This window comes from Brevibacillus sedimenti (genome assembly GCF_020923495.1).
Lineage (GTDB): Bacteria > Bacillota > Bacilli > Brevibacillales > Brevibacillaceae > Brevibacillus > Brevibacillus aydinogluensis.
On record NZ_CP064048.1, the window covers coordinates 876870 to 896721 of the forward strand.

A 19852-nucleotide genomic window follows, 5' to 3' on the forward strand; every position below is an offset into this window, starting at 1 on the left:
TGAAAATGGCGAACCATTTCTTACAAAAACCGACAAGTTGTACGTCTCCTTGCGCATGAAACTGTAGCCTGTCCGCTTACAGTTTCTCGACGACTGTGGCCACTCCTTGTCCGCCTCCGATGCACAGCGTCGCCAATCCATATTTTACCCCTGAACGCTTGTGCAATTCGTGAATCAGCGTGACCAGCACGCGCGCTCCGCTGGCGCCGATCGGGTGTCCGAGGGCGATTGCACCGCCGTTTACGTTCAGTTTGTCGCGCGGGATGCCCAGCGCCTTTCCGACTGCCAGCGACTGGACGGCGAACGCCTCGTTGGCCTCGATCAAATCGATCTCGTCCAGCGAGAGACCTGCCTTTTTCAGCACCCGCTGCGTCGCCGGCACTGGTCCGATGCCCATGATGCCCGGGTTGACACCGGCGCTGGCGTTGGCGACGATCCGGGCCAGCGGCTTGACACCCAGCTCGGCCGCCTTTTCGCCGGACATGACCAACAGGGCCGCCGCTCCGTCGTTGATACCCGACGCGTTGCCCGCGGTCACCGTTCCGTCCTTTTTGAATGCCGGCCGCAGCTTGCCGAGCGATTCCACCGTCACGCCGGCGCGAGGAAATTCATCCACCTCAAACAGGACCGGGTCTCCCTTTTTCTGCGGAATCGGCACGGGCACGATCTCGTCGCAAAAACGCCCCTCTGCCAGGGCGCGCTGCGCCTTTTCCTGACTCCAGGCGGCAAATTCATCCTGCTCTTCCCGGCTAATCCCGTACTCGACGCAAAGATTTTCCGCCGTGATGCCCATGTGATAATCGTTGAACGCACACCACAAGCCGTCGCGGATCATCGAGTCGACGACTTTCTGGTCGCCCATGCGGTAGCCGTTGCGGGCCCCTTCCAGCAGGTAGGGTGCCTGGCTCATGTTCTCCATGCCACCGGCCAGCACCACGTCTGCATCGCCGCAGAGAATCGCCTGGGTAGCCAGGTGAAGCGCTTTCAATCCTGAGCCGCATACCTTGTTGATCGTCATTGACGGCGTCTCCTGCGGCAGTCCTGCGCGGATCGCCGCCTGGCGCGCCGGATTTTGTCCCAGTCCAGCCTGCAGCACGTTGCCCATGATTACTTCGTCCACTGCTTCCTTCGCAACGCCTGCCCGCTGCAAAGCCGCCTCCAGCACGACAGCTCCCAACTGCGGCGCGCTGACACCGGACAGCGAGCCCTGAAAACTGCCGATGGCCGTGCGCACTGCGCTGACAATCACTACCTCTTTCTGACTCATCTGGATCACTCCTTGGAAAACAGCATGAAGGTCTTCATCATACAATTCCCTTTTTTCGCAAAATATCCTGCCGGTCGGGACCAACCGATTTTTCCCTTCCCTCCTGCCGTTCGGCCGCCACATAGACAAGTTCGTACGTGACGGGAATGCCCTCCGCTCCGCCAAAACGGCTCCGGTACGCCTCCATCATTTCCGTCAGCAACCGCCGCTGCCCCAACCCGGCGCTGTCCGACGCCGGACCGGTGCTGGCGCCGATTCCCTTGACCGCGTGCAAAAACGAACGCACGTCCGGATAGTGGAGCCGCACCTCCCGGGTACGTATCCGCACGCCGGCAAAACCGGCCCGATCCAGCATCGCCCGCCATTCGTCCGGCGTGCAAAATGACAGCCCGTGCCGCTGCGGCTCCCGCCGGAGGTTGCGGTAGGCCGATGAAAACGAGTCGTGCAGTTCCCAAAACGTCCGCGGCCCAAAGGTGGCAAATAGCAGCGAGCCACCCGGCCGCAGCAGCCGATACAGTCCCTCCGCCGTCCTCTCCGGCTGCCGCAGCCATTGAAAACAGGCGCTGGAGACGATCAGATCGGCCCACTGCTCCGCCTGCTTCCAGATCCACTCCTCGACGTCGGCCAGCACAAACCGGCACGTCCGCCCGGTCGGGCCAAGGCGCCGCCGCGCCGCTTCCAGCATGCCCGGCGCGATGTCCAGCGCCAGGTACTCCGCACTGCCGCAGCGATCGCGGAGCAGGCTGGTCAAACCGCCCGTACCGCAGCCTACTTCCACCACCCGGCGAACCTCGTTCGTCAGCGGCATCTCAGCCTCCAGCGCTGCCGCCAGTTCCGCCGCCATCTCCCGCTGCACCAGGGCGTACCGGTCATAGGTGTCGGCCTTTTCACTGAACCGTCTGCTGACTGCTGCTTTCCACACTGTGTTCCACCATCCTTTTGATTGCGTCCGCTACAGCATTACAATGGACGAGCGGCAGCGCGTGACCTCCCCCGACGATTGCCTCCAGCCGGGCCGCCGGTATGCTCGCGGCCAATTCCTCCCCTGCCGAAAACGGGCAGATCCCGTCGGCCGTCCCGTGAATCACCAGCGTCGGGCAGGTGATGCTTCCGAGATGCGGACGGAGGTCTTCCTCCCGCATGTAAGACAATCCGGCCGCGAGTGCCGACAGGGGCCATGCGTCGCATACAGAGACGGACGAATCGGCCTGCTGCCGCTCCTCTGCCGTAAACATCGATTGCCAAAACGTCCGCATCACGCCCGTCCGATCCGCGTACAGCGCCCGCTCCATCCGCCGCACCTGCGCGTCCAGCCAGCCGAGCCGCCGCTCCTCGCGGGGACGCACAAACCGGGCCGTCGTGCCGATCAAGACCAGCCCTGCGGCCAACCCCTCAGCTGCCAGCCGCTGTGCCAGCATCCCGCCCAGCGACCAGCCGACCGCGATCAGCGGCAGGGAAGCAGTCGATAATGCCGCCTGACGGGCGATCTCGTAAAACGCTTCAGGCTGGTCCGCCACGGACAGGTCAGGGACGGTGTGCGCACACTCCGGAAACTGGCTCTGCATGCTGCACCACACCTCGTCGGACATCCCCCACCCGTTCAACCACAGCATCGCCGCCTTCATCCCGTCTCCACCTCCCCTGCTCCCGCCGCCAACTGCATCTGCCGAATAACCTCCTCCAATTCCTCACGCGTATGCGTCGCCATCAGAGAAAAACGAATGCGGGCAGTGCCTTCCGGTACGGTCGGGGGCGGATGGCGACGGCGGCGATCCCCCGCTCCTCCAGACGTTGACTCAACCGGAGCGCCTGCCTGTTGTCGCCGACGATCCACGGGATGATCGGCGAGTCGCCCTCTCCGATCGCAAAACCGCACGCCCGCAGCCGCCGGCGAAACCAGGCGCTGTTTTCCCTGAGCCGGGTGCGGCGCCAGCCTTCCTCCTGCACCACTTCCAGCGCTTTGCGGACGGCAGCCACCACCATCGGCGGCAGCGCGGTGGAGTAGATCAGCGGGCGCGTCTTCGTGACCAGGTAGTCAATCAGCACGCGGTCGGCGCAGACGTAGGCGCCGTACACGCCAAACGCCTTGCTGAAGGTGCCCATGATCACATCCACCTGCTCGTGCAGTCCCAGTTCGTGACACAGCCCCTGCCCCCTGCTGCCTCTCACGCCGCCGGCATGCGCCTCGTCCACCATCAGCATCGCGCCGCAGCGCGCTTTGAGCTCCACCAGTTCACTTAGCGGCGCCGCATCTCCGTCCATGGAAAAGACGGCATCGGTGACGATCAGGGCGCGGCGGTGTCCGGCGTGCTTTTTCAACAGGTGCTCCAGGTGTTCCGGATCGTTGTGGCGGTAGCGGTAGTGGCGGGCGCGGCTGAGAATGATGCCGTCGACAATGCTGGCGTGGTTCAGCCGGTCGCTGAACACGGCGTCCGCCCGCCCGACCAGCGCGGCGATTACCCCCAGATTGGCCATGTAGCCATTGGCGAAGACCAGCGCCGCTTCCCGCTGCTTCCATTCGGCCAGACGTTCTTCCAGATCGGCATACCAGCGGTGATTGCCGCAAATCAACCGGGAGGCGGCTGCTCCCGCTCCCCATTGTTCCGCCGCCTGACGGGCAGCATCGGCGATCCGAGGATCGCCCGCCAGGCCCAGATAGTCGTTGGAGGAGAGGTTAAACAGCCTCCTGCCGCCAACTGTCAGCCATTTGCCCCCTTCCTCGCCGCGGTCGTCCACGATGCGCAGGCACCTGTGCAGGGACTGCTGCCGGAGCGCGTCCAGCTCCGCTTCCATCCAGTCGCAATAGACGGTTCCGTTCATCCGCCTCACTCCTGCAGCGCGCAGCGCTCAATCTCGAAGCCGAGATCTTCTATCATCTGATGGTCGGTCGCAACCTCCTGGCCGGGCGTGGTCAGGTAATCGCCGACGAAAATGGAGTTGGCCGCGTACAGGGCCAGCGGCTGCAGGGTCCGCAGGTTGACCTCGCGCCCGCCTGCGACGCGGATTTCCTTGGTCGGACAGACAAACCGGAACAGCGCCAGCACTTTGAGCGCACGCAGGGCCGGCGTCCGCCCGTATCCTTCCAGCGGTGTGCCGGGAATCGCGTTAAGGAAATTGACCGGGATGGAATCGGCGTCCAGTTCGCGCAGCGCATACGCCATCTCGACGACCTCCTCATCGCTTTCTCCCATGCCGATGATCACCCCGGAGCAGGGGGACATCCCCGACTGCTTCACGGTTTCCACCGTTTCCACGCGCTGATCGTAGGTATGGGTCGACGTGATGTTGCTGTAGTTGGCGCGGCTGGTATTCAGGTTGTGGTTGTAGCGGTGGACGCCCGCCTCCGCCAGCCGGGCCGCTTGTTCCTCACTCAACAGGCCGAGACACGCACAGATTTTCAGCGGCATGGTGGCGCGAATCTCCCTGACCGCCTCGATCACCTGCTCCAGCTCCTTGTCCGTGGGGCCCCGTCCGGAGGCGACGATGCAGTAGGTGCCGGCCATGCGGTTCAGCGCCTCACGCGCTCCTGCCAGGAGGGTCTCCTTGTCCAACAGCGTGTACTTTTGGATCGGCGCGCTGGAGACGATCGACTGCGAACAGTAGCCGCAGTCTTCGGGACACAGCCCGCTCTTGGCGTTGATGATCATGTTCAGCTTTACCTTTTTCCCGTAGTAGCGCTTTCGAACGCGAAAAGCGGCGTGCATGAGCGGCAGGATGTCGTCGTCGTCCGCCCGCAGCACGGACAGCGCCTCCTCCCGCGTCAGTCCCTCCCCGGCCAGCGCTTTTTCCGCGTAATCCGCCCAGTTTACGGCCGTCACCATTCGATTCATCGGCAATCCTCTCCTTTTTGCAGCATGCTTTTTACCACCCAGCCGCGGATGCGCTCCAGATCGGCATGGCGGCGTATCGCTTCGATCACACCGGCACGGGTCATGTTCCCTTCCAACCAGGGTATCTGCCCGAGCACGGGCACATTGCCGAACCGTTCAATCATCGCCGCGTTGCTTACCACGCTTTGGTCGCCATTGTCCGCACGGCTGCCGTTCAGGATGACCCCCGCTACCGTGATGCCCCGCTGCCTGGCGTACTCCACCGACAGCAGGGTGTGGTTGATCGTCCCCAGACCGGCGCGCCCCACGAGCAGCAGCGGCATGCCGAGGCGGGCGGCCAGATCAATCATCAGCTCGCTTGCGGTCAAGGGAACCGCCAATCCGCCCGCTCCTTCCACCAGCAGCGCATCGTGCCGGCGCTTGAGCAGCCGGCCGGACGCAATGATCGTCTCCAGGGAAAGGCTGACGCCCTCCGCCTCGGCGGCAAGCAGCGGGGTCAGCGGAGCAGCAAAGGAAAACGGGGCGATCTCCTCGCAGGCGTCGGCTACACCCGAAAGCGTGCGCAGGCGGTACGAATCCCGCTCTTCTTCCGTTTCTCCCCCCGATTGGACCGGCTTCCAGACCCCCAGATTCAGGCCGTCCTCGCGCAGGGCAGCGGCCAGTCCGCCCGTCACGACTGTTTTCCCCACCCCGGTGTCGGTGCCGGCGACGAACAAGCCGGCGAAGCACTCGTCTCCCATCCGTGTCACGCTCCTTTGACCGCGGCTGACGCGGTTACGTCCTCGATCGCTTCCGCCAGAATGCCCACCATCTCCGCCAGTTCGTCCTCCGTGCTGACCAGCGGCGGAATCAGCACGACGACGTTGCCCAGCGGCCGGGTCAGCAGCCCGTTTTCCCGCGCCCGTCGGCAGACCCGGACGCCGATCCGCTCATCCCAGTGATACGGCTCTTTGGTCTGCTTGTCCCGCACCAGTTCGATGCCGACCATAAAGCCTTTTTGCCGCACCTCTCCCACGTGGTCAAAATCGGCCAGCGGCGCCAGCAGCTTCGCCAGACGGCGCGATTTTTCCGCCACTCCCTCGACGATCCGCCGCTCTTTAAGCAGACGCAAGTTGGCCAGGGCGACGGCGCAGCCGAGCGGATTGCCGGTGTAGGAATGACCGTGGAAAAACGTCTTCTGCTCCTCGTAGTCGGCGTAAAAGGCGTCGTATACCCGGTCCGTTGTCAGCGTCGCGGCTACCGGCAAATAGCCGCCGGTAATCCCTTTCGCCACCGCCATGATGTCCGGCGTCACGCCTTCGTGCTCGCAGGCGAACATCCTGCCGGTGCGGCCAAAACCGGTAGCCACTTCGTCGGCGATCAGCAGCACGTCATACGCCCGGGCCATATCGGCTATCTGCTTCAGGCAGCCGTCGGGCATGATGATCATCCCGCCCGCCCCCTGGACGATCGGCTCCACGATCAGCGCGGCGATCTCGTCCGCCTTCTCAATAAGCAGCCGCTCCAGACTGGCGAGCGTCTCTTCGACGGCGGACCGCTCTCCCTCGTGACGATATGGATAGGGGTACGGGATCGTATACGAGGAAAAGAGCAGCGGCCGGTACACCTCGTGGTACAGCGGAATCGCCCCGACGCTGACGGCGCCGATCGTATCCCCGTGGTAGGCGTTGTTCATGGTAATAAAGGAACGCTTGCCGGTGACGCCAATGTTCTGCCAGTACTGAAACGCCATTTTCAAGGCGATCTCCACGGCGGTCGCTCCGCTGTCGGAGTAGAACACCTTGGTCAAGCCGTCAGGCGCAATGCCGACAAGCTGCTCCGCCAGCAGAATGGACGGTACATTGGCCATGCCCAGCAGGGTGGAGTGCGCCACCTGCTCCAACTGCTCGACAATCGCCCGGTTCAGCTCCGGCACGTTGTGGCCGTGAACGTTCAGCCAGACGGACGAAAACCCGTCGTAATAGGCCTTGCCGTTTACGTCAATCAGCTTGATCCCCTCGCCCCGCGCGATGATCAGCGGATCTTCCGCCACGTAGTCCTTCATTTGCGTGAAGGGATGCCAGAGGTACTGTTTGTTTTTTCGTGCCAATTCTTCGTAGGTATGTGGATGTGACAACCGGGTCCCCTCCTTCGGCACAATATTTGGAAAACAATTTGTCAACCAAAATTGTATTTTAGTTAACAAATTTCTGCAAAGGATTTTTGAAGACCCGGCCAAAAACAGAACAAAAGACCGAGTCTTCCCTCGGGAAGAACTCGGTCTTTCGTCGACATTCCGATCAATTATTTTTTCTGCAAAATCCGGTACAGCGCCACGACGCAAACTGCACGGGTGGTCGCCTTGTTCGGCTCATACCTGCTGCCGATCGGGTCGATCAGCCCCAGCCCGACGATGTTGGTAATCGACGAGGCAGCCCAGGCGGGCCATGCCTGCTTGTCGGTGATCGCCTTGGACGTCGTCCCCTTTTGTTTCAGCACGCGGTCGAGGATCACAGCCGCTTCCGCCCGGGTCACCGGTTGATCAGGACGGAAGGTATTGTCCGGATACCCTTTGACCAGCCCTTTGGAGACTGCCACCTGCACCGCCCCTTGTGCGTACGCCGGGATTTTGTCCTTGAAGCCAAGCTTCGGCGAGGACGGCAGCTCCCATTCGAACGTCCGAGCCAGCAGTGTGACATACTGGGCGCGGGTCAGCGGGACTTCGGGGCCAAACGTGGTTTCCGTCAATCCCTTCACCAGGCCCCTTTGTGCCATATAGGTGATTTCCGCCTTGGCCGGGTGGTTGGCGATGTCCGTGAAGGCGACGCCGCCGCCGTCCATGTAGTACGGGATGTACGTGCCGTAGGCGTTCACTTCGTACACCCACTGCCCCTTTGCATTGACGGCGCCAGGGATCTGGTCAAACGTCTTGTTTGCCTCGTTTACGTACAGCAGGCCCACGCCTTTGCCCGGCAGCCACTGTTTCGGCGTCAGCGTCAACGTCACCGGCGACGTGGAGATTTGGTCCTCTTGACCTTCCTTCAGAGCGCCCGGATTGATGGTAAACGAGTAGTCGGCCGGCACGTAACCGGGGAGCTGCTGCTGCACGATCGAATTGACCTTGATCGAAGCCGACTGCAGGAAAGACGCCGTGCGCACGAACGAATAGCCGAGGTCCAGTTCAGCGCCCAGGGAAAGGGTGCCCGGCGTCTCCGGCACGATGTCTCTGCCGGTCGGCTGATTGCCGGCCGTGCTCGGCAGGAGCAGGGAGACCTCGTCAAAGTACAGCGTTCCTTGGTCGTGACGGTTGCCGTCATCGGGGCGATCGACGACGTAGATGCTCTTCAGCTTCAGCGGGTAAGCTGCGTTGGCCGGGAAGTACCCCTTGACCTGCTTCCATCCGCTCCAGTCGATTGACTGGGCCAAATCGACGTAGACGGTCTTGCCGTTGGCGTCGATGACCTCTGCACGCAGCCAGTGCTTGCTGTTGTCTCCATACACCCACAGCCCCAGGCCGATCGGTTTGCCCGGTATGGTCACCGGCTGGGATGCAACGCGGCCGTAGGCGATGCGCAGGTCGGTCGCCGGCGCACCGGAGAAGTTGTAGAGCAGCTTGGCTGCCTTGCGGGTGCGGAAGACCGGATCGGATACCGCGGTAAACGATCCGCTGTTGTTGATCGAAGCCGGCACGGCCGCATGGTGCATGCCTGTTTGATTGTCAAAGGTAAGCCACGGCTGTTCAAACTGCCCGACGACGAACGGCACACTGGTGGTGACGCCATCGTAGGTTACGGTCAGCGTCCCGCTGCCCGGTTCCTGTCCCGCGACGAGCTGCAGCTTGTCGTTGACCGTCGCCGCTGCCGAATTGACGCTGGTCTGGACGCTGAGCGGGGTCGCCTGGATCAGCTGTCCCTTTTTCGTCTTGATCTTCACGTCCAGGGTAAGCGTCTGTCCGGGCGCGATGGTGATCGGATTGGGCGAGACGACGATCTGCTGCACCTCGCTGCCGGAAATGACGTGCACCGCACTGCTCGAGGCCACGCTGCCCACACGCGCCGTAACCGATACCTGTCCCGAACGGGTCGGGGTGAAGTACTGTCCGTTAAACGTGCCCGCGTCCCCGGCCTCCCAGACGATGGTGGACGGGTTGACTGCGTACGGCTGGTAGTGCGAGTCGTACGCCTTGGTCGTAAACTCCGCCGTTTGACCGATCAGCATTTCTGTCGGGCCGAAGATCCGGAAACCTGCCAGTTCTCCCGGCGGCGCCGTGTTGTACACGGCCAGTCCGGTCGGAACCCGCCGTTCCGCGCCGTCTTTTGGCTGGTTGGCCAGGCTGGCGTGCGTTTCGCCCAACATGCGCACGGCCATCGTGGTCGAACCGCCGCCATCGAAGTTCACCGCCCGCCAGGACCCCAGTTCGGCCATGATTTTGGCCAATTCATCCAGATAGACGCCTTTGCTCGCGTCCACGGTCACCATGTACAGCGTCTTGCCGTCGCGGGAGACGCCGACAGCGGTGCGGGCGTTGATCGAGAGAATCGATTTGTCGGCCGGGAACGAGGACAGCGCTTTGCCCTGATCGACCAGCAGCACGTTTCCGCCCACCGCCTGCACCCAGTCCTGATTGAGCGGCGTCGTCTGGTACTCGACAGTCGCCCTTGACCCCACCGGGAAGTTTTGCTTCAGGAAGTTGGCAGCCGCGCCGTGTCCCCACAGCACGTAGCCGTTGTACGGTATGTAAAAGCCGGGTTGGTTGATGCGCACTTCCTTGGCCACGTTGTCCACAAACAGCACTTCGACGACGTCCTTGTAGCCGGCAATCGCTCCGAGGCTGGTCTTGCCGAACGCCGGCGTATACAGGTTCAACTGGTTCTCGTGACTTTTCCGTCCTTCGCTGGGATTGTATTCTTCCTTGTTGAGTCCCTGCAGCGGAAACGAATTGCCGTTTTGTGCCGTCACTTTTCCGGTAAAACCGAACTTTTCGATAGCCGCGTTTTTGTCGCTGGTAATCCCCAGACTGTACCAGTAGGAGATGTGCCCCATCGACGAGATCAACTGCTTGTCCTTCATGACGATGCCAAACGGCGCCCCCCGTTTGGTCATGTTGAAAAAGTCGGCGTTGATGGCGGCAACAGCACCGGTCTCCCGAGCCATCTGGGTAACCGTCTGCCGCTCGGTCAGCTTGCCGTTGGTGCCGTAGACCGGCTTGACCTCCACGTAGGGATTGTTCAGGTCCACCTTGGTCACCATGATGGTGATCTGCTGACCTCCGAACGACTTCGTGTATTTCTGCAACATAGTCCCTTCCCCGATCGGGGTCTCCCACATCATCTGCAAGGGGCTTGTTTCCGCTCTCGCCTGCGCCGCTTGGACCGCAACCGGCGCAAACGGAACAAAAGCTCCCCACGCTACCGCAGCAGCCGTGAGAAGCGAGACAACCTTCCGCCCTCTCATGTTGGTAACTCCTCTCCTATATCTCTTGTTTCATACTGTCTCAGCAACATAATAGACGCACGAGCAAGGTGATAGTTTCATCGTTTGGGGCACTTTCTTTGCTGGAAATACCGACCATCGGGGACCGTTTGCACCGCCGTTTTGCGGGCAGCAAAAAGGAGGCGTTTGACCAACGCCTCCTCGTTGAACAGTGCCCAGTATTACAAGCCGGGACGGAACGGTTCCGGCCGCTCCGCTCTGCGTCCGAAATGGTGCAAAATCGCCTCGACGATCCGGCGGGAAGCCTCCCCGTCTCCGTACGGATTGGCAGCGCGGGCCATGGCATCGTACGCGTCGGCATCGCGCAGCAGATGATCGGCCATGAAGTACACCTGATCCTCGTCGGTGCCGGCCAGCTTGAGCGTGCCGGCTGCGATTCCTTCCGGCCGCTCCGTCGTGTCGCGCAGCACCAGCACCGGCACACCCAGCGACGGCGCTTCTTCCTGGACGCCGCCGGAGTCTGTCAGAATCAGGTGGGCGCGGCGGGCAAAGTTGTGGAAGTCAAAGGCGTCGAGCGGTTCGATCAGGTGAATGCGCTCGTGTCCGCCCAGCACGTCCTGCGCCACTTCCTGCACAGCCGGGTTGAGGTGCACCGGATATACGACGGCGATGTCATCATGTTCGTCGACCAGCCGTCGGACCGCGCGGAAAATCTGCCGCATCGGCTCACCCAGATTTTCCCGCCGGTGAGCGGTCATCAGCACCATTTTCCGGCCTGCCACGCGCTCCAACACGGGATGGGTGTAATCGCTGCGGACGGTTGTTTTCAGCGCGTCAATGGCGGTGTTGCCGGTGATGTAGATCGCCTCTTCCGGCTTGTTTTCACGCCGCAGGTTTTCTGCCGCTCCCTCGGTCGGGGCAAAGTGCAGATCGGCCATCACGCCGGTGAGCTGCCGGTTCATCTCCTCCGGGAAGGGGGAGTACTTGTCCCATGTGCGCAGGCCCGCTTCCACGTGTCCAATCGCCACCTGGTTGTAAAACGCCGCCAGGCTGGCGACAAAGGTGGTGGTCGTGTCGCCATGCACCAGAACGATGTCCGGCTTTACTTCCTTCATCACGCCATCCAGTTCGTCCAGGGCGCGGGTGGTAATCTGCACCAGCGTCTGCCGGTCTTTCATGATGTTCAAATCAATGTCCGGTCGGATGTCAAAGATGTCCAATACCTGGTCCAGCATCTGACGGTGCTGGGCGGTCACGCAAACAATCGACTCGATCTGGTCTTCGTGCCTGTTCAATTCGTGCACGAGCGGCGCCATCTTGATGGCTTCCGGCCGCGTCCCAAACACAGTCATCACTTTCAGCTTTTTCATCGGACTTCCTCTCCTACTTCGTCCCAAACAGACGGTCGCCGGCGTCGCCCAGGCCCGGCACAATATAGCCGTGGTCGTTCAGGTACTCGTCGATGGCGGCGACGTAGATGTCCACGTCCGGATGCTCGTCCTGCACCATCTTGATGCCTTCCGGCGCGGCGATCAGACACATCAGCTTCATGTTTTTGGCCCCGCGCTTTTTCAAGGCGGTAATGGCCGCTGCCGCAGAACCCCCGGTTGCGAGCATCGGGTCGATGACGATCAGTTCACGTTCGGCAATGTCGGACGGAAGTTTCACGTAGTATTCCACCGGCTGCAGCGTCTCCGGGTCGCGGTACAGGCCGACGTGGCCCACCTTGGCAGCGGGAATCAGTTTCAGCAAACCGTCCACCATGCCCAGACCGGCCCGCAAAATCGGCACCAGTCCCACCTTTTTGCCGGAAATGACGCGCGCTTTACAGGTCGCCACCGGTGTTTCGATGGTCGTCTCCTCCAAAGGCATGTCGCGGGTAATCTCGTACCCCATCAAGGTTGCCACTTCGTCTACCAGTTCACGAAATTCCTTGGTTCCCGTGTTTTTGTCACGGATATAGGTCAGCTTGTGCTGGATCAGCGGGTGGTCAAATACGTATACGCGGCTCATGCATGTTCCTCCGTTTCCGTATCAATGCATCTTTTCCATCATAGCGAAGGAGAGAGGCGCCGTCAATTTGCCCAATCTTCGTACTTTTTTCTCTTTCCCTGCCTGAGTGGGGGCTTTTTTTATATGATGGCCCTTCCTTGTTGCTTACACGGGGCACCACATTTACCGTTTGTCTATTCCTTGTATTTTTCCAAGAAAAATTCTCTCAGCTCACTAACATGGCTTTCAGCAATATCAAATTTCCGATGATTATTCATTGGGAATTCCCCCGTGTTGATTAGATTACGAGCAAACCTCATTTGTAAAAACACAAGCATATCCTAACATTTTTTCACATGATTTCCAACAAAGGCGAGTGCCGAATTCGATTATGTCCGGAACAATATGCATAAAAATCAAACCATACATCGTGTTTTACAAACAAAAAACAGACCCCGGAGTTATAGAGTGCACCCCTTAAAGTAGACATTGGAAAAACCCCTTGGGATAACCGATGTTACTTTAAGGGGTGAATTTTTTATGGCTATCAAAGGTCAAAAGTTCAAGCATTATCCTTTGTCGTTGAAAATGGAGGCAATACGATTGCATGTAGAGGAGAAGTGGACATACAGACGTATCACTGAGCATTTAGGAATCCAGGATAAGGATCGAGTAAAAAAATGGATGCGGAAATACAAACAACTTGGGGAGTTCGGTCTTTTGGATCAGCGTGGACGACGTCCAGAGTACATCGATCAAGATCGACATGTGAAAAAATTGAAACGGGAGAACGAAATTCTAAAAAAGTGTTTGGAAATCTGGATGCGGGAGGTGTAAGAAAAAAGTATCGTGTGATGGAGAATGTGGCAGCATTGTACCCGATTACCGAACTCTCCAAACTTCTTGGTGTATCGAGGAGTGGGTATTATCGATATCTTGCACAGAAGGAGTGGGATAGAGACGGAGAACTGAAACAGCAGATTCAAACCATCTATGATGAACGAAAAGGAATATATGGGTATCGAAGAATTCAAGCGGAACTCCTTCGTCAATACGGCAAGGTTGTGAATCATAAGAAGGTGTTACGGCTCATGCAAATTCTTGGACTGAAAGCCATTATTCGTGGCAAACGAGCGTATCGGAGCACGTATCGAGCGGCTGAATCAGATGGTCGTGTTGCCGAAAATTTGTTGAAGCGTGACTTCACAGCCGAGAAACCGAACCAGAAGTGGGTCACCGATGTTACCCAGTTTCGTGTAGGAGATCAACGTATCTTCTTATCTGCGATTAAAGACTTGTTTCACAACGAAATCGTGGCGCACCATGTGAGCTTACACAATGACAATGTCCTTGTCCTGGAGACGTTTCGGAAAGCATTTGAAAAGCATAAGGACGTGACTGGACTGATCGTACACAGCGATCAAGGCTTCCAGTACACGTCCCATGCATACCACGACATGCTGCAAAAGGTTGGCGCCCGAATCAGCATGTCCCGAAGGGGCAATTGTTTAGACAATTCCCCTATGGAGAGTTTCTTCTCGCACTTAAAGGCAGAAGCTCTCTATCCTTATGATATTCGAAGTTTGGATGAGGCGCAAAGACGAATTGAGGAGTACATTCGTTTTTACAATGAGGAGCGTTTGCAAATCAAATTAAATAAGCTGACGCCAGTCGAGTACAGGCGTCAGCATGCGGCCTAACGGCCGGGGGTTTTTTAAGTGTCTACAAAATGGGGTCTTGACCATTATTCACGGGGTCTTAAATTGAAGACAAACTGTTTATTTAGTAAACGTCCTCAGAAATCGATTTCCATAATTTCCAGGCCGGAAGGCCTGCACATTCATCAACCGAAGCTGAAGACAACGTACATCGCATGGAGGGATGGGCCAAGCGAGCTCCTTTGACGACCTGCTCAGCGGAAAAACGAAAGACGCGGGGAAAAACAGGGGGCACAAGTCTCACTTCGTCGAAACACCCAGATGTTTGCCCCCTGCCCGCGTCGCGTTTTGGAGCGGACATCATTCACTTCTTTGCTGGGCGTCAAGAGAGCGAGCGGGCCCGATCACCCATGCGCCACGGACTTTGTCTACATGCTGAGACCCCGGAGTTATTCACGGGGTCTCAGATTGAAGACAAACTGTTTATTTAGTAAGCGTCCACCAGAAAACGATTTCCATAATTTCCAGGCCGGAAGGCCTGCACATTCATCAACCGAAGCTAAAGACAACGTACATCGCATGGAGGGATGGGCCAAGCGAGCTCCTTTGACGACCTGCTCAGCGGAAAAACGAAAGACGCGGGGAAAAACAGGGGGCACAAGTCTCACTTCGTCGAAACACCCAGATGTTTGCCCCCTGCCCGCGTCGCGTTTTGGAGCGGACATCATTCACTTCTTTGCCGGGCGTCAAGAGAGCGAGCGGGCCCGATCACCCATGCGCCACGGACTTTGTCTACATGCTGAGACCCCGGAGTTATTCACGGGGTCTGTTTGCCACAGCATGCACGTTCTGAAATTAAATTGTCAGGCCTTCATACATCGGGAAGCGTTGGCACAGCGCCGCTACGCGTTGGCGAGCTTCTTCGTGTTTGGCTGCGTCTTCCGGGTTTTTCAAGGTCAGGGCGATGATGGCTGCCACTTCTTTCATCGCTTCTTCGTCAAAGCCGCGGCTGGTCACTGCCGGGGTACCCATGCGGATGCCGCTGGTGACAAACGGGCTTTCCGGATCGTACGGAATCGTGTTTTTGTTGGTGGTGATGTTCACTTCGTCCAGCAGGTGCTCCGCCACTTTTCCGGTCAAGCCGAGGTTGCGCACGTCTACCAGCACCAGGTGGTTGTCGGTGCCGCCGGAAACCAGCGTCAGCCCTTCAGCTTTCAGCGCTTCGGCAAATGCCTGAGCGTTGTTGACGATCTGCTGCGCGTACGTCTTGAATTCAGGCTGCAGCGCTTCGCCGAACGCGACCGCCTTGGCTGCGATCACGTGCATCAGCGGACCGCCTTGCACGCCCGGGAAAACCGACTTGTCGATCGCCTTGGCGAACTCTTCCTTGCAGAGAATCAGGCCGCCGCGGGGACCGCGCAGGGTTTTGTGGGTGGTGGAGGTGACAAAGTGCGCATGCGGCACCGGATTGGGGTGGAGTCCCGCCGCCACGAGACCGGCGATATGGGCCATGTCCACCATGAAATACGCACCGACTTCGTCGGCAATTTCGCGGAACTTGGCAAAGTCGATCGTGCGCGGGTACGCGCTGGCGCCAGCGACGATCAGCTTCGGCTTGTGCTCCAGAGCTTTTGCACGCACATCGTCGTAGTTGATCCGGTGGGTATCCTTGTCCACACCATACTCCACAAAGTTGTACAGCGTGCCGGAGAAGTTGACCGGGCTGCCGTGCGTCAGGTGTCCGCCGTGGGAGAGGTTCATGCCGAGCACGGTGTCACCAGGCTTCAGTACGGCAAAGTAGACCGCCATGTTGGCCTGAGCCCCGGAGTGAGGCTGCACGTTGGCGTGCTCCGCCCCGAACAGCTCCTTGACGCGGTCACGGGCGATGTTTTCGGCGACGTCCACATACTCGCAGCCGCCGTAGTAGCGGCGGCCCGGGTAGCCTTCCGCGTACTTGTTGGTCAGAACCGTGCCCATCGCTTCCATAACGGCGCGGCTGACAAAGTTTTCAGACGCGATCAGTTCAATCTTGTCGCGCTGCCTGCCCAGTTCCAGTCGAATTGCTTCCGCCACCTGCGGATCCTGCTTGCGCAAAAACTCTAGCATGCTTGTCTCCTCCTCTTTACACTCAGGGATCTTGGTAGGAATACCGCTTGTCCGACCTAGGTACAACTCTCCGACGACGGTGTTCGGTCGTAGACCGCCCGGGCTCCGCCGATCAGCTTGGGACGCGTCCGCGCTGCGGTGACATGTGCGTCCCCCACTGTCCGGCAGGAGGGGCGAATGGGGACGGCGACGTGCCTTAGGTGCATCCCGATGAGCGTGTCGCCAATGTCGATGCCGGCATGTGCGCGAACGTGCTCCACCACGACGGGATCGGCCATGTGGGCGTATGCGTGTGCGGCCATTGAACCGCCCGCCTGCGGCACGGGGACGACCGTCACTTCATCCAGACCGTAACGTTCCTGTGTCTCTCGCTCCACGACCAGCGCCCTGTTCAAATGTTCACAACATTGAAAAGCCAGCGCAAAACCGCGTTGTTCCTGAACGGCGGCAATCCCCCGGTAAATGGCGGCCGCCACCTCCCGGCTGCCCGCTTTGCCGATCTGCTTGCCCAGCACCTCACTGGTGCTGCAGCCGATGACGAGAATCTGCCCCGGCCGCAGCTCGGCCAACTCTGCCACTTCAGAGACGAGCGCGCTCACCTGCCGTTCGATTGCGAGCATGTCCACCTTACTTCACTCCCGCATGTTTGGCTTCAATCGCTGCAATTTTTTCCACGCGGCGCGCGTGACGCCCTCCCTGGAACTCCGTCTCCAGCCAGATTTTCACGATGTCCAGCGCCAGCCCCGGACCAATCACCCGTTCGCCCAAGGCCAGTACGTTGGAGTCGTTGTGTTCGCGGGTCGCCCGCGCGGAAAACGTGTCGTGCACCAGTGCGCAGCGGATGCCGGGCACCTTGTTGGCTGCGATTGACATGCCAATGCCTGTCCCGCATACCAGGATGCCGCGGTCAAACTCCCCTGCCGCCACTTTTTCCGCCACCGGCAATGCGTAGTCGGGATAATCGACCGAATCATTGCAGGTGCAGCCGAAGTCTTCAAAGGAAATGTTCATCGAGGTCAACAGCCTCTTGATCTCCTCCTTCAGGTTGTACCCGCCGTGATCGGCGCCAATCGCCACTTTCATCCTGCCATCCCTCGCTTGTGTCGTGATCTTCTGCCATTATACATCAGAATCGGCAATGTAAAAAGTGAACATTTTTAAGTGAGTTGCAAAAAAATGTTCGCCATATTATACAAAAGCAGGCCCTGGCCGACTGCCAGCACCTCATCTCTTCACGATATGCGCCGCAACGTCAGCCTGTGAATTTGTTAATCAGGTAGTCCAGCGACTCTTCGATTTCCTCTGCGCAGCGCCGGTAGTCCTCCACCGTACCGCCAAACGGGTCGGCGATGTCGCTCATCCCTTCCACGCCGACATATTCCCGCAGTGTGAACACTTTTTCTGCTGCACCGGGAAACATGCTCTGGATCATCGTCTTGTGGCCCTGCGTCATGGTCAGGATCAGATCGGCCCAGGCGACCAAGTCGTCGTTCAGCCGACGTGCCTGATGATCGTGATCGATACCCCGTTCCGCCAGCACCTGCATGGCGTGCAGGGAAGCAGGCTGACCGTCGAACGCGGCCACTCCCGCCGAACGGACTTCCCACTGGCCGTCCGTTGCCTTCGCTTTAAACAGCGCCTCTGCCATCGGGCTGCGGCAGGTGTTTCCCGTACAGACGAACAAGATTCGCTTCACGTGTCTCTCCCCCTTTCCGGCGAAGCTGCTGTCAGAACCATCTTCCAAGCAAGCGATCTTTCAAATATTTCGGGCCCGTTTTGCCGCTGCCGTCAGCCAGCAGTGTCACAGCATGAATTTCAGACCAAATCCCAGCAAAATCAGTCCACCTAATACTTCGCTGTACTCGCCCAGCCATCCTCCCACCCTTTGTCCGATCATCAGGCCGCAGTAGGCCATCACACCGCCCATGATGCCAAACAGGGTGACCGCCAGCAGTTTGTTTACCTCTATCAAGCCAAAGGAAAAGCCGACCGTCATCGCGTCCAGGCTGACGCTGACGGCAAACAGCAACAGTCCCAGTCCTTTCGTGCACAGGATGCTCTTTTCCTCGCTCTGCACGAACCCGTTCCACAGCATATTCGCACCGATGACCATCAGTACCGCACCGCCGATAAACACTGCAATATCCCCGACCAGCCCGGACAAGTACACCCCGATGGCAATCCCCACGAAGGGCATGGCTACGTGAAACAACCCGATGGTGATGCTGACTTTGATGATTTCTCTGAGGCGCATGCCCACCATCCCCACGCCCACTCCCAGTGAAAACGCGTCCATGCTCAGGGCAAAGGCAATCACCAGCAGGGTTAAAAATTGTCCCCAATGAAATATGGTCAGGTCCACACCGCTCCCCCTCCTGTCTCTTCACCATATGCGGACAAGAGGGCGTTTAGACATTCACACGGACAGAATGCGTCCGCCTGCTGCCTTTTCCAGACGGTTCATGACCGCCATTCCCAGACCGGAGCGGGGAAATGTTTCCCCGACGATAAACTGCACCTGTCGCTCGTCGAACTGCCGCAGCACCGCGTACAGGCGCTGCGCCACTTCACCCGGTTCTGCCCGCGACCCGACGGAGAGCACGACATCGGCTTCGGGATGTGCCTGCCAATACGATGCCGTCTCCGCACTGGCCAGCACCCCGGTGCGCAGTCCGCGGCGTTTGGCCTCGGCAAGCATGCCGTTCATTTTTTCCCGGACGCGCGGCTCCTCACCTTCGACGAGCCACATCTCGCCCTCTGGAGCGTAGTGGGCATACTTCATGCCGGGCGAGCGCGGAGTTTCCGCCGAACCGGCGGAGAAGGCGGGGTCCAGCTCCACGGGGCCGATCACCGCTTCCAACTGCTCGCGGGTGACGCCTCCCGGCCGCAGGATGATCGGCGGCTCCACCGTCACGTCGATGACCGTCGATTCCACCCCGACACCAGTGGGACCGCCGTCCAGCACGCCGGCGATGCGGCCGTCCAGGTCAGTCAGGACGTGGGCAGCCGTCGTGGGGCTGGGGCGGCCCGAGCGATTGGCGCTGGGCGCGGCCACCGGCACACCAGCCTGGCGGATGAGCGCCAGCGCAGCGGGATGGTCCGGCATCCGCACGCCGACCGTGTTCAGCCCGGCCGTCACCAACGAGGCCACCCGGTCCGTCTTGGGAAGGATCAGCGTCAACGGTCCGGGCCAAAACGCCTCCATCAGCCGGCGGGCCTTATCCGACACCGCTTCGGCAACCGTTTGCAGTTGTGCTTCGTCGGCTACATGGACAATCAGTGGATTGTCGGCAGGTCTGCCTTTTGCCAAAAATATTTTTTCCACAGCGTCGTCCGACAATGCATTTGCCCCCAACCCGTACACGGTTTCCGTGGGAAAGGCGACGACCTCCCCGTCGCGGAGCAGTTGGGCGGCATCCACAATCTGTGGACAACCCTGCCAATTTTCCACAGCGTTATCCACAGTGTTATTCACAGTCCATAGCTTTGTTTCCCGATGCTCTTCCATCTTGGCGAATATCCTTTCCGTATGCTCGTTTCACAACAATTCGTGCCTTTAGTATAGAGGTGATGATACAAGTTTTCAA

At 59.4% G+C, this 19852-nt stretch carries 17 protein-coding genes and 1 pseudogene; 2 read left to right on the forward strand and 16 right to left on the reverse strand.

What is annotated here, in order from left to right:
• Positions 1-76: 76 nt before the first annotated feature.
• The 10 genes and pseudogenes from IRT44_RS04170 to upp form a co-directional block, all read right to left on the reverse strand.
• Entirely contained in the window at positions 77-1267 is a 1191-nt protein-coding gene (locus tag IRT44_RS04170; protein ID WP_230077508.1) for an acetyl-CoA C-acetyltransferase, read from the reverse strand.
• A gap of 37 nt (positions 1268-1304) precedes the next feature.
• Positions 1305-2189 carry a malonyl-ACP O-methyltransferase BioC gene (gene bioC / locus IRT44_RS04175; protein WP_230077509.1) on the reverse strand — a complete coding sequence of 295 codons (885 nt, stop codon included), beginning with the start codon at positions 2187-2189 and terminating at the stop codon, positions 1305-1307.
• On the reverse strand, positions 2155-2892 hold the full coding sequence (locus IRT44_RS04180; protein WP_212132564.1) for an alpha/beta fold hydrolase: 738 nt from the start codon (positions 2890-2892) through the stop codon (positions 2155-2157). The genes bioC and IRT44_RS04180 overlap by 35 nt, the downstream gene beginning before the upstream one ends.
• Positions 2889-4087: pseudogene (bioF, locus tag IRT44_RS04185) on the reverse strand (8-amino-7-oxononanoate synthase). Before bioF ends, IRT44_RS04180 begins: the two are co-directional and overlap by 4 nt.
• A 5-nt stretch (positions 4088-4092) precedes the next feature.
• The gene (gene bioB / locus IRT44_RS04190) at positions 4093-5097 is read right to left on the reverse strand and encodes a biotin synthase BioB (protein WP_230077510.1); all 1005 of its coding nucleotides are present in this window, start codon (positions 5095-5097) and stop codon (positions 4093-4095) included.
• Complete coding sequence (gene bioD / locus IRT44_RS04195; protein WP_230077511.1) at positions 5094-5837, reverse strand: dethiobiotin synthase; 744 nt, start codon at positions 5835-5837, stop codon at positions 5094-5096. Before bioD ends, bioB begins: the two co-directional genes overlap by 4 nt.
• Before the next feature lie 5 nt (positions 5838-5842).
• Positions 5843-7234 (reverse strand): adenosylmethionine--8-amino-7-oxononanoate transaminase, encoded by a 1392-nt coding sequence (gene bioA / locus IRT44_RS04200; protein ID WP_376717859.1) that lies wholly within the window; start codon positions 7232-7234, stop codon positions 5843-5845.
• Positions 7235-7380: 146 nt separating this feature from the next.
• Positions 7381-10530: a phosphodiester glycosidase family protein gene (locus tag IRT44_RS04205; RefSeq protein ID WP_230077513.1), complete on the reverse strand. Its 3150-nt coding sequence runs from the start codon at positions 10528-10530 to the stop codon at positions 7381-7383.
• 200 nt (positions 10531-10730) lie between these two features.
• Positions 10731-11879 carry a non-hydrolyzing UDP-N-acetylglucosamine 2-epimerase gene (gene wecB, locus IRT44_RS04210; protein ID WP_171564082.1) on the reverse strand — a complete coding sequence of 383 codons (1149 nt, stop codon included), beginning with the start codon at positions 11877-11879 and terminating at the stop codon, positions 10731-10733.
• A 13-nt stretch (positions 11880-11892) separates the two neighbouring features.
• Entirely contained in the window at positions 11893-12522 is a 630-nt protein-coding gene (gene upp, locus IRT44_RS04215; protein ID WP_171564081.1) for a uracil phosphoribosyltransferase, read from the reverse strand.
• A gap of 519 nt (positions 12523-13041) precedes the next feature.
• Between upp and IRT44_RS04220 the strand changes: the two genes are divergently transcribed.
• Positions 13042-13338 carry a helix-turn-helix domain-containing protein gene (locus IRT44_RS04220; RefSeq protein ID WP_171566349.1) on the forward strand — a complete coding sequence of 99 codons (297 nt, stop codon included), beginning with the start codon at positions 13042-13044 and terminating at the stop codon, positions 13336-13338.
• A gap of 17 nt (positions 13339-13355) precedes the next feature.
• Complete coding sequence (locus IRT44_RS04225) at positions 13356-14201, forward strand: IS3 family transposase (protein ID WP_230077168.1); 846 nt, start codon at positions 13356-13358, stop codon at positions 14199-14201.
• A gap of 813 nt (positions 14202-15014) precedes the next feature.
• Here the strand turns inward: IRT44_RS04225 and glyA are convergent.
• The 6 genes from glyA to IRT44_RS04255 all read right to left on the reverse strand — a co-directional run bounded on the left by glyA (position 15015) and on the right by IRT44_RS04255 (position 19773).
• Positions 15015-16265 carry a serine hydroxymethyltransferase gene (glyA, locus tag IRT44_RS04230; protein WP_171564080.1) on the reverse strand — a complete coding sequence of 417 codons (1251 nt, stop codon included), beginning with the start codon at positions 16263-16265 and terminating at the stop codon, positions 15015-15017.
• Positions 16266-16321: 56 nt separating this feature from the next.
• Positions 16322-16891: a TIGR01440 family protein gene (locus tag IRT44_RS04235; protein ID WP_171564079.1), complete on the reverse strand. Its 570-nt coding sequence runs from the start codon at positions 16889-16891 to the stop codon at positions 16322-16324.
• A 1-nt stretch (position 16892) separates the two neighbouring features.
• Positions 16893-17348, reverse strand: coding sequence for a ribose 5-phosphate isomerase B (gene rpiB / locus IRT44_RS04240; protein WP_171564077.1), 456 nt, complete (start codon positions 17346-17348; stop codon positions 16893-16895).
• 169 nt (positions 17349-17517) lie between these two features.
• A complete protein-coding gene (locus IRT44_RS04245) occupies positions 17518-17961 on the reverse strand; it encodes a low molecular weight protein arginine phosphatase (RefSeq protein WP_171564075.1) in 444 nt (147 codons plus the stop codon).
• A gap of 105 nt (positions 17962-18066) precedes the next feature.
• Complete coding sequence (locus IRT44_RS04250) at positions 18067-18627, reverse strand: manganese efflux pump MntP (RefSeq protein WP_171564073.1); 561 nt, start codon at positions 18625-18627, stop codon at positions 18067-18069.
• 54 nt (positions 18628-18681) lie between these two features.
• Entirely contained in the window at positions 18682-19773 is a 1092-nt protein-coding gene (locus IRT44_RS04255; protein ID WP_171564072.1) for an L-threonylcarbamoyladenylate synthase, read from the reverse strand.
• Positions 19774-19852: the final 79 nt, after the last annotated feature.

What these genes read in the sequence shown, in the direction of transcription:
- IRT44_RS04170 (WP_230077508.1), bottom strand. Translation starts at nt 1,267, where the DNA reads ATGAGTCAGAAAGAGGTAGTGATTGTCAGCGCAGTGCGCACGGCCATC.
- IRT44_RS04180 (WP_212132564.1), bottom strand. Translation starts at nt 2,892, where the DNA reads ATGAAGGCGGCGATGCTGTGGTTGAACGGGTGGGGGATGTCCGACGAG.
- bioB (WP_230077510.1), bottom strand. Translation starts at nt 5,097, where the DNA reads ATGAATCGAATGGTGACGGCCGTAAACTGGGCGGATTACGCGGAAAAA.
- bioD (WP_230077511.1), bottom strand. Translation starts at nt 5,837, where the DNA reads ATGGGAGACGAGTGCTTCGCCGGCTTGTTCGTCGCCGGCACCGACACC.
- IRT44_RS04205 (WP_230077513.1), bottom strand. Translation starts at nt 10,530, where the DNA reads ATGAGAGGGCGGAAGGTTGTCTCGCTTCTCACGGCTGCTGCGGTAGCG.
- wecB (WP_171564082.1), bottom strand. Translation starts at nt 11,879, where the DNA reads ATGAAAAAGCTGAAAGTGATGACTGTGTTTGGGACGCGGCCGGAAGCC.
- upp (WP_171564081.1), bottom strand. Translation starts at nt 12,522, where the DNA reads ATGAGCCGCGTATACGTATTTGACCACCCGCTGATCCAGCACAAGCTG.
- IRT44_RS04220 (WP_171566349.1), top strand. Translation starts at nt 13,042, where the DNA reads ATGGCTATCAAAGGTCAAAAGTTCAAGCATTATCCTTTGTCGTTGAAA.
- IRT44_RS04225 (WP_230077168.1), top strand. Translation starts at nt 13,356, where the DNA reads ATGGAGAATGTGGCAGCATTGTACCCGATTACCGAACTCTCCAAACTT.
- glyA (WP_171564080.1), bottom strand. Translation starts at nt 16,265, where the DNA reads ATGCTAGAGTTTTTGCGCAAGCAGGATCCGCAGGTGGCGGAAGCAATT.
- rpiB (WP_171564077.1), bottom strand. Translation starts at nt 17,348, where the DNA reads ATGAAAGTGGCGATTGGCGCCGATCACGGCGGGTACAACCTGAAGGAG.
- IRT44_RS04255 (WP_171564072.1), bottom strand. Translation starts at nt 19,773, where the DNA reads ATGGAAGAGCATCGGGAAACAAAGCTATGGACTGTGAATAACACTGTG.